General features: G+C 41.8%; 11 protein-coding genes. 4 read left to right on the top strand and 7 right to left on the bottom strand.

What is annotated here, in order from left to right; all coding sequences use genetic code 11:
• Positions 1 to 76: 76 nt before the first annotated feature.
• Together ABD960_RS03185 and ABD960_RS03180 are read right to left on the bottom strand one after the other, a co-directional pair.
• The gene (locus ABD960_RS03185; RefSeq protein WP_345329439.1) at positions 77 to 511 is read right to left on the bottom strand and encodes a DUF1896 family protein; all 435 of its coding nucleotides are present in this window, start codon (positions 509 to 511) and stop codon (positions 77 to 79) included.
• 20 nt (positions 512 to 531) lie between these two features.
• The gene (locus tag ABD960_RS03180) at positions 532 to 795 is read right to left on the bottom strand and encodes a DUF4134 domain-containing protein (RefSeq protein WP_425563466.1); all 264 of its coding nucleotides are present in this window, start codon (positions 793 to 795) and stop codon (positions 532 to 534) included.
• 745 nt (positions 796 to 1,540) lie between these two features.
• On the opposite strand from ABD960_RS03180, the gene ABD960_RS03175 reads away from it, so the two are divergent.
• Positions 1,541 to 2,740 carry a hypothetical protein gene (locus ABD960_RS03175; protein ID WP_345329437.1) on the top strand — a complete coding sequence of 400 codons (1,200 nt, stop codon included), beginning with the start codon at positions 1,541 to 1,543 and terminating at the stop codon, positions 2,738 to 2,740.
• Positions 2,741 to 2,749: 9 nt separating this feature from the next.
• Positions 2,750 to 3,769, top strand: coding sequence for a PDDEXK nuclease domain-containing protein (locus ABD960_RS03170; RefSeq protein WP_345329436.1), 1,020 nt, complete (start codon positions 2,750 to 2,752; stop codon positions 3,767 to 3,769).
• Here ABD960_RS03170 and ABD960_RS03165 read toward each other — a convergent pair.
• Both ABD960_RS03165 and ABD960_RS03160 read right to left on the bottom strand, forming a co-directional pair.
• The gene (locus tag ABD960_RS03165; RefSeq protein WP_345329435.1) at positions 3,766 to 4,461 is read right to left on the bottom strand and encodes a LytR/AlgR family response regulator transcription factor; all 696 of its coding nucleotides are present in this window, start codon (positions 4,459 to 4,461) and stop codon (positions 3,766 to 3,768) included. The genes ABD960_RS03170 and ABD960_RS03165 overlap by 4 nt on opposite strands.
• Complete coding sequence (locus tag ABD960_RS03160) at positions 4,458 to 5,522, bottom strand: sensor histidine kinase (protein WP_345329434.1); 1,065 nt, start codon at positions 5,520 to 5,522, stop codon at positions 4,458 to 4,460. Before ABD960_RS03160 ends, ABD960_RS03165 begins: the two co-directional genes overlap by 4 nt.
• A gap of 340 nt (positions 5,523 to 5,862) precedes the next feature.
• Here ABD960_RS03160 and ABD960_RS03155 point away from each other — a divergent pair, with 340 nt between their 5' ends.
• Both ABD960_RS03155 and ABD960_RS03150 read left to right on the top strand, forming a co-directional pair.
• Entirely contained in the window at positions 5,863 to 6,315 is a 453-nt protein-coding gene (locus ABD960_RS03155; protein ID WP_345329433.1) for a MauE/DoxX family redox-associated membrane protein, read from the top strand.
• A gap of 162 nt (positions 6,316 to 6,477) precedes the next feature.
• Entirely contained in the window at positions 6,478 to 6,777 is a 300-nt protein-coding gene (locus tag ABD960_RS03150; protein ID WP_345329432.1) for a hypothetical protein, read from the top strand.
• Between the two features lie 53 nt (positions 6,778 to 6,830).
• On the opposite strand, the gene ABD960_RS03145 is transcribed toward ABD960_RS03150, so the two are convergent.
• The 3 genes from ABD960_RS03145 to ABD960_RS03135 are packed head-to-tail and all read right to left on the bottom strand — an operon-like array spanning position 6,831 to position 13,263.
• Entirely contained in the window at positions 6,831 to 8,366 is a 1,536-nt protein-coding gene (locus tag ABD960_RS03145) for a TlpA family protein disulfide reductase (RefSeq protein WP_345329431.1), read from the bottom strand.
• 10 nt (positions 8,367 to 8,376) lie between these two features.
• Positions 8,377 to 9,732 (bottom strand): RagB/SusD family nutrient uptake outer membrane protein, encoded by a 1,356-nt coding sequence (locus ABD960_RS03140; RefSeq protein WP_345329430.1) that lies wholly within the window; start codon positions 9,730 to 9,732, stop codon positions 8,377 to 8,379.
• 18 nt (positions 9,733 to 9,750) lie between these two features.
• Complete coding sequence (locus tag ABD960_RS03135) at positions 9,751 to 13,263, bottom strand: SusC/RagA family TonB-linked outer membrane protein (protein WP_345329429.1); 3,513 nt, start codon at positions 13,261 to 13,263, stop codon at positions 9,751 to 9,753.
• Between the last annotated feature and the right edge of the window lie 40 nt (positions 13,264 to 13,303).

The following is a 13,303-nucleotide window of genomic DNA, read 5'->3' as shown; positions in this document are numbered from 1 at the left end:
CCCTTAATTGATGTAGCGTGTTATAAGCCATCTCTCACATTTCATTTTCACGTTATCACACACCTGAATCGTTCGCTCAGGCACTTTGCAGATATGCTGCTATCGCTCCGGTAATCGCATAATTCACCTGCCTGCTTTCTGCGTTTTCTTCACTGAATCCGAGTTGCTCAAATAGCGGGTTACACACATTGATCATGTTAATCACTTCGTAGGTCAGTAAGCCGTTGGCCCTGTATTGCTCATAGGTTTGCTCAAAATCAACCTCCAGTATATGCGCGATGTAATTGAATTTCGAGGGGTATAGATCCCTTGTCAGTTCGTTCATACAGAGTTCTTCTATCGCATAGAGCGGCCGCCCCTGTTTGAGTAGTCCTTCGAGCAGGGGTACTACATTCTCTACCTTTTCTTCCAGGTATTTTTGAACGGCAAAGTCATTTTCCAGGCTTAAACGCAGATCGGGGTTATTTTGGGCAATGAATGCCCACAAGCGTCCCATTAGTATCGCTTCCATATCAGATTTCTTTAAGAGAATTATACCCCGAAGAAGGATTTAATTACGGTAGCCACTACTACCAGGAATACGCAGCTCCCAAACCACGCTGCTGCAACCTTGCTTGTATCCTGATCACCGCCGTTCCATTTCTGGTAAACCTTAACTGCACCTATCAAACCGAGGATGGCACCCACAGCATACATCAGGTTGGTACCCGCGGCAAAATAGCTTCTGACCTTTTGATTGGCCTCGTTGATACCCGCGTTCCCATCCTGGGCCATGACGGATATGCTGACAGTCATAAAAACTATCCAGGCTGCAAAGCATGCAGCGCTTTTTCTGATCACTCTCCACTTTTTCATACTCACTATTGATTTAATTATTATTTGCTGGACATTAAAGCCCTGTATCCCTTCATCCGGGGAATGATGAAGGGCATACAAAGGCATGAAGGCTTATTGCTGTACCTAACCACATCTCACTGCACTATCCAACATCCGGTAACAGCTCAGCCAGATTTTATTCAGAAGATTTGACGGGTGTTAAATGGATCTTCACCCTGTGTGTCGTTCTGGTCGTATTCAGTATGATCCTCCGTTGTATGTACAGGAACCCGGGCGGGCTGCTTTTTGCTGAGCAAGGCCCTGATTTCCCGAGAATAGAATCGAACACCTATAAATGCGTAGTAAATAATTAAGGCGAGGAATACTACCGCAAGGTAGTTGCCCCAGGTAATGTTGTTTAACATAGCTTCACTGTTTCATTTTCACAATTGCTGCAGCTCTAAACAGAACCGCCGCGTTATCTGAAACAAATGTAGCCGGATCAAACAGCCGCTTTCAAGTACAAAATTGTTGTACGTCAGTTGTACCCCTTAGAACCCCTTTGAAATTCAGGTTCTTATTACCTGTTAATTATTTCACTGTGGTTAATGTTTATTTCGCATAGAGCAAATTCATTTTGGCATAAGGGATTATTTTTTACCAGCAGAAAGTCTTAAATCGCTTATACAGGCAATTATTGGAACAACCTTAAGAAACGTTGACTATGCAGAATACCTATGCCCTGGAATGGATTGACACCCTCGTCAGCCGGACGTTAGATCCCCAGAATATAAACTGGTCCGCGATTACTCAGGCGGAATTCACAGCCCTTACGACAAGACTTGAACAGGAGCGCGAGAACATCAAAGCTGCTATACTGAACCAGGTCTATCAAAAAGTGGCAAAAGAGAAACATATCAGGTTACTGCTACAGCAATATCATTCCTCAACAGTTGTGTTGCTGGATGCTGTTTACGAGATGCGTCAAAACACTAAACCGAAGCAGTATGTAAGAAAGTTACTTCAACTGCTCACTAATGCGCTAACAGATGTGCTAACCTTTATAGAAGAGCGTTTCAGCACTTACCTCAGTTTGAATATAAAAGTCCCCAACACGTATCTCATACTCAACAAAAGAGAATTTAAACTCCGGTTAGATGCCATGAAAACTGAGTTTAAGGCCAATGTCGGCGATAACCGTCTTTGTGATATTGTACTCGGAAGTCTGTATGCGTTTACCAATAAACGTGTTTTTCATCACATGGTTACGTTCAGGGAGGTTGTTTACCGCAAAGAACTGCTCAGGCAACTTGAACTACTTTACGAACCAGGTTCAACAGAAGACTGCTGCTCGGCGCTCAATGAATTGCTTGTTTATCTCAACTATAACAGTAAAGCATACGTCAAATATCAGATAAGTAAGGTTCAACAGGGCATGGATAAGCATGACACCTTAACAGAAAAGCTGGATTTCCTGCTGGATTGTAAGAAGCATTTTAACCAGTTGCAGGTTAAACCCGGCGTAGTATTCAACCCACAGTATATGGACCTGAAAGCATTAATGAATAACTGGTACGACCATGAGATCGCCCACCTGGAAAAAAGGCTCAGCCTTTCACTGAATCCGGCCTATAGTGGAAAATTCGACTGGCCTGCTGCTGACCTTAGCAAGCTGAGCGTATTGTGTAATCTAAGCGTTGACCAGATCAGCCTTTTTCTTCGAGCCGCCGATGATACCAAAGTCATCACCGCGACTTCTTTATCTGCGGTCTATAAGGCTATTGTGCCGTTTCTTTCTACACCTGATAAGGAACATTTGTCATGGAACAGTATGCGGTCAAAGTCATATGAAAGTGAAGACAGGGACAAGGAACTGATCATACAGGCACTTGAAAAAATCATCAGTAAGATCAGAGAATATTAACCAACAGCGATGAAAACACTTAATAACGAATACCAAAAGCTACTGGCAGAAATTTCCGACCAGTTCAGACAGGGCCGTATTATGGCAATCCGGTCAGTTAACCGTGAGCTCATCAGCCGTTATGAAGCTGTTGGACGACTAATCATTGAGCGACAGAGCGAATATGGTTGGGGGAAATCTATTGTTGAACGGCTGTCGAGGGACCTGAAGGCAGAATTTCCGGGCACCTCCGGTTTTTCCGCAAGGAACCTGTGGGATATGAGGCGCTTTTATGAGCGGTATGCAGAATATCCAAATCTGCGACAGCTTGTCGCAGAAATTCCCTGGGGCCATAACCTTGTTATCCTGAATAAAACTTCCACGGTTGAGGAAGCGGGATTCTATGCATTAGCGACGCTACAAAACGGTTGGAGCAGGAACGTGTTGCAGAACTTTATTAAAGCTGACGCTTACAGTGCCGATCTGAAGATCAATAAACAGCATAATTTTCCGGAAACACTACCGCCGCAACTTGCTCAGCAGGCGGAGGAAACCATCAGAAGTAAATATAATCTGGAGTTTTTGGGTTTACAGGAGCCGGTCAGGGAAAAGGAGTTGGAGAGCAAGCTTATTCTACAGATACGAAACCTGCTACTTACAATGGGTTACGGCTTTGCTTATATGGGTAACCAATTCAAAATAAAGCTTGGAAGGAATGAATATTTTATCGACCTGCTGTTTTATCACCGCAAATTGCAGTGCCTGGTTGCGGTAGAACTGAAGGTTGGAAAGTTTGAGCCAGCGCATGCAGCTCAGCTCAACTTTTACCTGCAGATACTCGATGATACCATTAAGCTGCCGCAGGAAAATCCGTCCATCGGCATTTTGCTATGTGCGGAAAAAGACAAGCTGGAAGTAGAATACTCACTCAGACTAACCAATAAGCCTATCGGAGTTTCAGAATATAATCTGACGACAAAGCTGCCAAAACATCTGAAGAAAGAGTTGCCTGGAGAAGATGAACTGAAAGCGTTATTGGGGAATGATTAGGCAATAAGCCGGTTACGCAGGAAGTGCCAAAGTTCATCTTTGTAATGAGCGCTTACCGGGACGCGAAAGGTGTTGCGCTTGAGAATGCAGTCGCCATTTTCAACAGCCGCTATCTGATACAGGGAGATAATGTAGGACCTATGTACGCGCATAAAGCGGTCTTTCGGCAACCTCGATTCCAGTTCCTGCATGGTTATATACGTTTGGATAATTTCCTTTCCGCAGAAGAACGCCACATAATTACTCCTGCTTTCGATGAAATCAATCTCGCTAAGTTCAATCTTTATGAGCTTGCCTTTCTGGTCCGCTTTTACCATGATAAAATCGTTTACCGGCGGTTTTACAAACTCAGCAATTCTTTTAGCGGTTAAAAGAAACCTGGGAAGATCAACCGGTTTGAGCAGGTAGTCCAGCACCTTAAAATCATAACTTCTGACGGCATACTTTGAAAAGGCGGTGACAAGCACTACGCCCATTTGAGGGGGAATAATATTAAGCAGATCAAATCCGGAAAGCCCATCCATTTCAATATCAAGGAATAGAATGTCAGTGCTATTATCAATCGCGGTTTTTATTCCTTCTATCGGGTCAGTCGAAGTACTGATCACTTCCAGACCCGGCACTTTAGCAATAAGCCGGGTAATTACATCTATTGCTGGTTGTTCATCATCAATTACGGTACACCTGATCATTTATAAATCACAAGACTGATGGTATAAAGCTCTTCTTCATCTGAAACATCAAGCTTATACGTTGTTGCAAGAATAAAGTTTAGCCGCCGGGTTAAATTTTTAAGGCCGATGCCGTAAGAGGGTATGAGTGAAAGATTTTGATTCTTTCGATTGCGGCAAAAGAAATGTAACTGCTGGCTTTCGGCTGTAATAAATATCTGAAGTGGCTGCGAGGGGGATTTTAAGTCGCCATATTTCAACGCATTTTCTACGAATGTGATAAATGTCAGCGGGGGAATGTAATGGCCTGCAACCTCACCGTTGACCTGCAGATCGATATGGCGGGAAGTACCGAATCGCATAACAATGATCTCTATTAGTTGCCGCAGGTGCATGATTTCCTTTTCGGCCGGAACAGTCGTCATATCACTATCTGTTGCCTCCAGTGAATAACTCAGTATGTCAGACAGTCTCTTAATGTTAGCCGCAAGTACTTCTGAATGTTCTTCCGCATGGGAGTACAATACATTCAATGTGTTGACAAGAAAATGTGGGTTCACCTGGGAACGTAAAAAAGCGTATTCATACCGTAATTTTTCCTGCTCATGCAGAGCTGTCTCAAGTTCCTTTTGCAGCTTTTCAGCTGTGACGATCCGAAGCTCTTTTTCTCTTTTGAAATTCTCCCTGATGTAGAAGTACAGTATGCCATAAGCCGAATACTGTACATAACCCAAAACGGCGCTCTGTATGAAGTATTTGAAATGCTTATCAGTAAATATCTTGATACCAAAGCCAGGCAGTAATTGATAGATATAGAGATAACCTAAAGTAGCAAGGAGGAAAAAGCTCCCTGCAAGGGCTATAACCACATACAATATTCCCTTCTTCCGGTATAGATTCATTGAAAGAATACTGATGTAGAACGCAAGACAAAAGGGCACCATGTAAAGTAGTACTTCTGTAATTTTCACTGTGGGTCGGGATAAGCGGTTTGCAATAAAAATGAATGAACTATAAATCAGCCAGATAACCAGGTGCTGAAGCACCAGACGGAGATTTATTTTTTTGTTCTTTACAATCATTGCTTTTGATATCTACAGAAGCTGAAATCGTTGCACTTGCGAGTAAGCTTAAAAATGGGGAATTAGAAGGTATAAAACAATTCATACCGTGTTTTCTAATATTATTTAGGTATGAAAAAATCCTTTTTGTGTCCATGAAAAATTTTTTTCGAGTTAATACCGTATTTAACTTGCACTACATAATCAGGAACAAAACCCGACCTTACTTAGATCGTTTGTATTAAGAATGGTGTTGATTCAGAAAGTCCCTTAAGCTCCTTAGACACGACCTATCTATTCTCAAACTTTGTCCCTTAACCTCATTGGTTTTACAATTCAGTAATAAGCAATTCCATTTTTTATGAGCACCAAAGCAAAATATTATCTATTGGAAGTTTTTTGCCTCTTATTGAGTGCATTGTTTATTTACACTGCAGTAAGCAAATGGGCTGATTTTAACCGGTACGTCGAACAGGTACGCAATCAGCCGTTTCCGCACTGGTCATTTCCGTTGGCTATTTATGGCCTGCCGCCTGTTGAGCTTCTGATCGGATTTATGGTCCTTATCAATCGAACGCGGCTGATTGGCCTTTGGACGTATTTTATAGTCATGCTCTTTTTCACTGTTTATGTGGTTTTAATTTTAATGCATGTTTTTGGCCGTGTTCCCTGCAGTTGTAGTGGTTTTATAAATACCCTGAGCTGGCCTCAACACCTGATCTTTAATGGGCTTGTAACTATGTTGGCTGGCATATCGATATTGATAAATAGGCAAAAAGCAACGACCGGAATTTCTACCGCTATCATTACGTAAAACTTATTAGCTAATACCCTGACCCCACCCTTAAACGTTAACCACATTGTTCATCTGCTTCCGGCTGTTTTAAAATCGAAATAGCGGAAGAAGGGAAAGTCTTGCCCAGCCCAAGTGGTAAAAAGACAATTCATAAATAATTAACCTCAAAAACATTTTATCATGAAGAAGATTCGTATGGCTGTAGCAGCCCTTGCTATCCTCGGTGCAATTGCACCTAACGTTGCTTTTAAAAAGGCATCACCCAATGCATTGTATACTTTTGTTAGGGTATCAGGTTCAGCAGGCTCGACAAATGCTGCAGATTATGAGTACCGGCCAACCGCTGAGTGTGATCAGCTCAACAACAACATCTGTAAAGCGCTGTGGTCACAGACTTCGGCTCCAACAGCCGCCGGTCAACATCCAACTGGCACCTTCAACAGCGTGTCTGATCGGGGAAATGTGATTTTAAACCCCTAAGCTAACAACAGGAAGGAACTATGTTCCTTCCTGTATTATTCCTGCTACGTCAATCATAGATATTTATCAAGCAGAGAAATAAGATCGTTTGGACCAACGTTCAATTGATCATAGCTGTTATTTAAAATTTTGCCTTCTTTATCGATGACAATGGGATTTGGATAAGAAATAACTTTCAGTTGCTGAGTTATAGGATGCTGTGAACCCATTCCCGCTGTGTACAAATTAGTAGCCATCTCGGAAGTATAAATTCCTTGCTTTAATCCCTTAATCCACTTAGCTTTTTCAACGTCAATGCAAACTGTTAGAAACTTAATTTTATCATTTCCCTTATAATGATCTTCTACTTTTGATAAAGTCCTTTTAAAATATTCACTGCACCCTCCGCATCCAGTAAAGTAAAAATCAATAAACACTAGTTTTCCTTTAAAGTCGGAAAGTTTTACAAGTCTTCCATCTTTATCCGGCAATTCAAAATTGTATGCCTGGGTTCCGATCTTTTGTTCCAGAACTATACTTTGTAAGATTGAACGATAGAACGGTTTATTTACAAAAGTTAAGGCGTCATTTGCAAGACTATCAATGTTACTTTTTCTATTGTAATCAATAAGAAAGTTCGTGACAATCCGCTCACGCATTGGTCCCGTTTCATACTGCTTTAATAAAGAATAAGCGTCTTTTTTATAAAAGCGTTGTTCAAGCGCAGATCTCACTACTAAGGCATATGAATACCAGGTCGTATGAAGTAATGCTTTTTGCGAACTGCCTTTTAAAAAGTTAATTTTTGGCAATACTTCCTCATACGCTATAATAGCACTATCTATCTCAGGCTGTTTAGGTTCTCTTAGACCTACAGACGCAGCAATATTACTTATAAATTCAAAGTACCGTTCGGCGTAAATGTTTGTTTTAATCAGCTCGAACAATTCCGGCTCTATTTGCTTTTTATAACTATTGAGTATTTTAGAATAACCGGAAGATAAAATAGGAATATCAGTATTGAATCTTCTTCTAATTATCGCTTCAATTGGTTCATAAGTTGGCACGGTTAGTTTGCTTTGATATACCTGCAGGCTATCTTGATTTTTTCGATAGGCTTCCTTCAAATCCCACTGAAGTCTTAACGACGCCGAGCCCTTGCCTGTGAATTGAACTTTACTGCAATTAAGGCACCATATCTTGCCACTTTCCAATTTTATTTCAGCACCTGGCCTGGGATTTTCGCTTATATTTATACTGTCACCAGGACTGATTAAGAACTCGTTTAAAAATGGATCTCCTGCTACGTAAGCGCCTTCTGTTTGTGATATTGAAAAGTAAGCTACATCTGATAACGAATCTATTGCAAACTTGAAGTTTCCGTTTTTAAGTTTTTGCAGTTTAAAAATTCGCGGTATGAAATCTTTTTTGCGGTATGAAACAAGGTCTGGCCAAACCCTGATCATAATCGAATCTGTAAAATTCTTACTTGAGATATGTCCCTGAATAATTGTCTGCAGATTTTTTACAGGCTTTATTATACGTTTTGGCTGGGCATTTGCCGCAGCTAACGTGAATAGTGTTATGAGGAAAATATTTAGTGTTTTCATATTGTGGTCGTTATCTTGGATTTTGTGGAATGCCGCTTGCATTGATTTCTTCAATCGGAATGGGAAACACACACAGCTGGCTGTTTGGTGGTAATTGATAATTTTGCCCGGCTATTGTGCGGGTAATCGTTTTTGCATAACGGGTGTCTTTGTTGAGCCTTCTCAGATCAGTCCATCTCAGTCCTCGATATGCTAACTCTTTTCTTCTTTCAACAAGAATTTTATCCAATGCATCGGTTGACGAAGATGCGGTTACCGGCACATAGGGAACAGAATTACTCCAGCGTGATTTTAAGAGGGTATTTAGGTCTGATAAGGCTGGGTTGACCTGTCCAGCTCTTGCCAGGCACTCAGACCGTATTAATAATATTTCATCAGTAGCTAATCCGTTAAAAAGACTGAATGTGCCATCATAAGTACCTTTAAACACTTTTGCGGGTGTATAAAAAAGTGTCCTTCTCAGATCATTTAGTTGGTATTGATCATACAATGAGTTATCGACCTGACCTAAACGGGTGATATTACTAAAGCCGGTCAACCAATGAAAAATAACTTCATCATTAAATCTTACAAAAGGTCTTGATGCTGAAGCATTGAGGGTATTGTAATCAAGAAGTTTACTGTGCAGGGCAAGACAGGAATCTGCATAAACTTTGGCTAAACTATAATCCTCCATCGACAGATAGACCCTGGCAAGCATACCATAAACTGCAGCCTGCGAAGGACGAGTCTTATAAACCGGCGAAACTGGAACAAGGGCCCTTGCTGTCCGAAGATCACCAATGATCTGATCATAAGTTTCCTGAACAGTAGCCCGGAAGGATTTCTCATTAATGTTCGCGCTCAGGCGAAGAGGAATGCCCAGGTCACTGGCGGCAGTACTGGCCGTATATGCCTTACAATATTCCTGGGCAAGGTTATAAAAATCGTAGGCACGGTAGAAATAGGCCGAACCTTTGGTATTTTTAAAACTGGTGGTTTGATGCTCGCTTGCAGGTAGATCATCTAAACCCTCGATAACAATATTGCATTGCAAAATTCTTCTATAGGCATTTTGCCAGTTGACTACTGTATTACCCTCAAAAACATCTTTAGCCCAGATATAACTATTGCGTTCAATAGCCGAGGCAGCATTGACAATGTTGTCTGTAGCGTAATGGTCGTCAGAGGCCACTTCTCCCCAAATAGGACCGCCGTTGTTAAATAAAGACGTATTGTCTAAGATGGTCTGATATTCTTCCGGGGTACCTGGTACAACAAGAGACTTGGATGGCTTTGCGTCTAACCATCCTTTTTTACAGCTCATTATAAGGAATGCCAGCAACAAAATTATGAGCATGGGTTTTAAGTCGTGTAGCTTTTTCATTTCTTTCGTTTAAGGGTATTACAATGAGGCTTTTAATCCAATGGCGAATGTTTTTGGTGTCCTGATTCCTCCAACCGGATAGTCAGGATTAATACCTTGCTTATTGGCTTTCCAGATGATCCCAAGGTTATTAGCATATAGATAAATCTGCACTTGCTTTACAGGAAGCCAACGTTGTTTTGAGCTATTGAGATCATAACTTATACTGACGTCCTGTAACCGGACATGATCCCCTTTTTCCACGAGCACTGAAGAGTAATTGTAGAAATAATCCCTATTCTGATCAGACGGGTAAGTCATAGAAGGGACATTAGTGGCTTTCTCATCTCCGGGTTGCTGCCAACGCTCTGCATAATCTTTATTGCCAATTCCTAACCGGTATAGATAATCATAGGACAGGCTGCTGCGGCGGAAATAATAACCGAATTTATAACTAACGTTCACCGACAGTATGATACCTGCATAGGAAAAGCGGTTATTGAATCCACCGAAATAGGTGGGTCTGGCCGGGCCGCTGTAGACCATTTGGTTATTAGGAGTATTGTTGATTAAAGCCGAGTAATCACTGGAAAGTGTCCCATCAGAGAGGTAACCCTGCGGATCACCGGTTTGGGCGTCCAGGCCGCCCCATTTAAAACTGACAATGGAATATACCGGCTGACCGATTATAGGTGATATACTGGTATTAGAACCTACTAGTGAGGACGATGGTACTGGCGCAGCCGTATAAGTTGTGACCTTATCCGTTGCATGACTAATGATCACGTTGGTTGTCCAGTTGAACTTCCCTGAGATATTCTGACTGTTTAACTGAACATCAATTCCATTACCCTTCATTCCCGAATAATTACCTTTCATATCGGTTACTCCGGTACTCGGTGCTAAAACCGTGAAGCCAATCAAGTCAATTCCCTTTTTAGTATAATAGTCAATAGAACCAGTTACACGGTTATTCCTGAAAGCAAAATCGATCCCGAAATTGATCATCCTTATCCTTTCCCAACGAAGATCGGGATTTCCATAATTGTTGATAATTGAATAATTGGCGTTCGTCCAGTTAGCGGCAGCGCCCACATTTGTGAGTGTAGTGACGGCAGCAAGTGTTTTATCAAGGTTGCCCTGGAAACCATAGGAAGCCCGAAGGCTAAGAACAGGCAGCCAGTCAAGCTTGTAAAAGTTGTCTTTATAGATATCCCATTTAAAGCCTGCAGACCAGAGTGGCACTGCCTTTTGGTTGGTCTTCACCCCGAAATAATTAGAGGCATCGATCCTGCCACTGGCAGAAATGGTATAGCGTTCAAGATAGGAATAAGCTGCATTGGCAAAATGAGAGCGATAACGGTTCAGCGTACCTCCGGCACTACCGCTATAGGGTATGGTATTATAGCCGGAAGGATTTAACGGAAACCCATTTACATAATCAACAGGCAGGGATATTCCCAGTTCGTCATTATATCCATAAAGTGCATTGGCTGTTTGATCTGCCTTTACTTGGGTGACTTCAAAACCCGCAAGTGCTGAAATACTGTGCCTCGACCAGACATGCGAATAATTAAGCTGCCCACGGCCATGATGGGCTTCCTGGTTATCATTAGTGGTGCTCAAGATTCCACCCACCGGTATATTATAACCGACAACATTTCCATCCCCATCTACAACAGAATAACTATTGATAAGTGTCCTTGCTAAGAAACTTCTCTGATCGGCTATTGATTTTGAATTATATTGACTTGACTGATACTGATATTTAATATCAGCACTAAATCCATTAAGAAAACTGTATTTGGCTCCGGTGTTTAATCTGAAATCATTCCGTTTACCATTGCTCGTATTAAGACGTTCTCTTAGCTCTTGTAGAGGGTTGAACGCCCAGCTTAGAAATCCTTTATTTACTGAAGCAGCTACATAATCAGCGGAATATTGGCTGAGGATAGCCTGCGGCTGACCGCTTGCATCTGCCAGTTGTGTATACGGAAGTACGCTGCTATACTCGCCACCTGTTCTGATTTGCGGCAGGGTATTATCTGCAGTATTATTACTTTGAACATAATTTAATCCGATAGAAAGTTCAAGATTAGTAACAGGTTTAATAACATTGTTCGTATTAAATGTTAGCCTGTCATAAGCGTTGCCCTTTAAGGTTGCAAGGTTCTTATCATAACCTCCGGAGAAATAATAGGAATAAGTGTCAGTACCTCCGCTGAAGTTGATGTTGTACTGCTGATTAACTGCACGGCGGTAAAAATACTTTGACAGATCATTCCTGACATCATAGTTACGCAGGGCATTGATTTGCTGATCAGCTGCAGCTTGGGAAATTGTACCGTTCTTAGCCTTGTTCAGTAAATCAACAACTGTCGATATCGGCGGATAAGTGGAAGTTGGGTTGGATGGGTCGTTTTGTGCAATATCACCGTCGTATTTGCCATTGGCAAACAGATAGCGTTCAACATCGATATAATCCCTCGACGTAAGGAAATTCGGATCGTATTTTAGGTCAGGCTTATTGCTAACCGTAATGTTGCTATTAACCTGAATTTTCAGTGGCTGATTTAGTTTGCCCTTTTTCGTGGTTATAACAATTACTCCATTACCCGCCTGTACACCCCATATAGAAGATGCAGCAGCATCTTTTAGTACGGTAACGCTTTCAACATCATTTGGGTTAATATTATTAATGTCGCCATCATAAGGGAAATTGTCAACTACGATGAGCGGGTTGTCGTTCGCATAAATGGTGCTTCTCCCGCGAACACTGATTTTTGTTTCCCTGTTACCGGTTAAGCCGGGCGTATTAAAAGCGATGCCGCTGGTTATGCCCTCCAGTTTGGTTAATACGTCAGTTGATACTCTTGCATCATACATTTGCTTTAGGGGCTGCGAGAAAGAGCCTGTTACGCGCTCTTTAGGCAGGTTTTCGTAACCCGTAGATACAACCGTTACCTGGCTTAAATTTGTTGTTGCAAGATGAAGCACAATTCTTACAGGTTGATCACTGCCATAATCCACTTTTAACTCTACTGATTCATAGCCGATATGCGATACAACCAGTCTGTCATCAGGACTATTGGACAGGATCAAAAAATTACCCAGCTGATCACTGCTCGTTGCCACGGCGCTGCTCTTGATTCTGATGACAGCATCCCGGATACCAATACCGGCTGAATCAGTTACAATGCCCCTGATTTCCTTTGGTACGATTAAAATAGGCGCTGGTTTAGCTGCTTCAGGCTTTCTTTTGGCTGAAATAACAATGGTTTTGTCCACCACAGAATAGGTCAGTGGTTGATCTGCCAGACATTTATCCAATGCCTCTTTTAAGGTGGCGTTCTTTAATGTAAGTGTGATGTTGTGGGTACCGGTTAACAGCTTATCATCATAAAAGAAGCTGTAGCCTGTTTGAGATTCAATTTTTTTGAAAATTTTAGACAAGGGCGCATTTTTTTCGGTCAGCGATACGTTATACTGTGCATAAACTGACGCTGATACCTGGAAGCAAGCAAGGATGATGAGGAAAACAGTTAGTTTCATGATCACAAGCAATTGCTTTATGCGCCCCCAGTGAGAGAGC

It is taken from the genome of Mucilaginibacter defluvii (genome assembly GCF_039543225.1).
Lineage (GTDB): Bacteria > Bacteroidota > Bacteroidia > Sphingobacteriales > Sphingobacteriaceae > Mucilaginibacter > Mucilaginibacter defluvii.
The sequence above is the reverse complement of the archived record's forward strand: the minus strand, read 5'-3'. Positions and strand labels throughout refer to the sequence as shown.

Excerpts from the sequence above, each read along its gene's own strand:
- ABD960_RS03185 (WP_345329439.1), bottom strand. The coding sequence starts at position 511 with ATGGAAGCGATACTAATGGGACGCTTGTGGGCATTCATTGCCCAAAAT.
- ABD960_RS03180 (WP_425563466.1), bottom strand. The coding sequence starts at position 795 with ATGACTGTCAGCATATCCGTCATGGCCCAGGATGGGAACGCGGGTATC.
- ABD960_RS03175 (WP_345329437.1), top strand. The coding sequence starts at position 1,541 with ATGCAGAATACCTATGCCCTGGAATGGATTGACACCCTCGTCAGCCGG.
- ABD960_RS03170 (WP_345329436.1), top strand. The coding sequence starts at position 2,750 with ATGAAAACACTTAATAACGAATACCAAAAGCTACTGGCAGAAATTTCC.
- ABD960_RS03165 (WP_345329435.1), bottom strand. The coding sequence starts at position 4,461 with ATGATCAGGTGTACCGTAATTGATGATGAACAACCAGCAATAGATGTA.
- ABD960_RS03160 (WP_345329434.1), bottom strand. The coding sequence starts at position 5,522 with ATGATTGTAAAGAACAAAAAAATAAATCTCCGTCTGGTGCTTCAGCAC.
- ABD960_RS03155 (WP_345329433.1), top strand. The coding sequence starts at position 5,863 with ATGAGCACCAAAGCAAAATATTATCTATTGGAAGTTTTTTGCCTCTTA.
- ABD960_RS03150 (WP_345329432.1), top strand. The coding sequence starts at position 6,478 with ATGAAGAAGATTCGTATGGCTGTAGCAGCCCTTGCTATCCTCGGTGCA.
- ABD960_RS03145 (WP_345329431.1), bottom strand. The coding sequence starts at position 8,366 with ATGAAAACACTAAATATTTTCCTCATAACACTATTCACGTTAGCTGCG.
- ABD960_RS03140 (WP_345329430.1), bottom strand. The coding sequence starts at position 9,732 with ATGAAAAAGCTACACGACTTAAAACCCATGCTCATAATTTTGTTGCTG.
- ABD960_RS03135 (WP_345329429.1), bottom strand. The coding sequence starts at position 13,263 with ATGAAACTAACTGTTTTCCTCATCATCCTTGCTTGCTTCCAGGTATCA.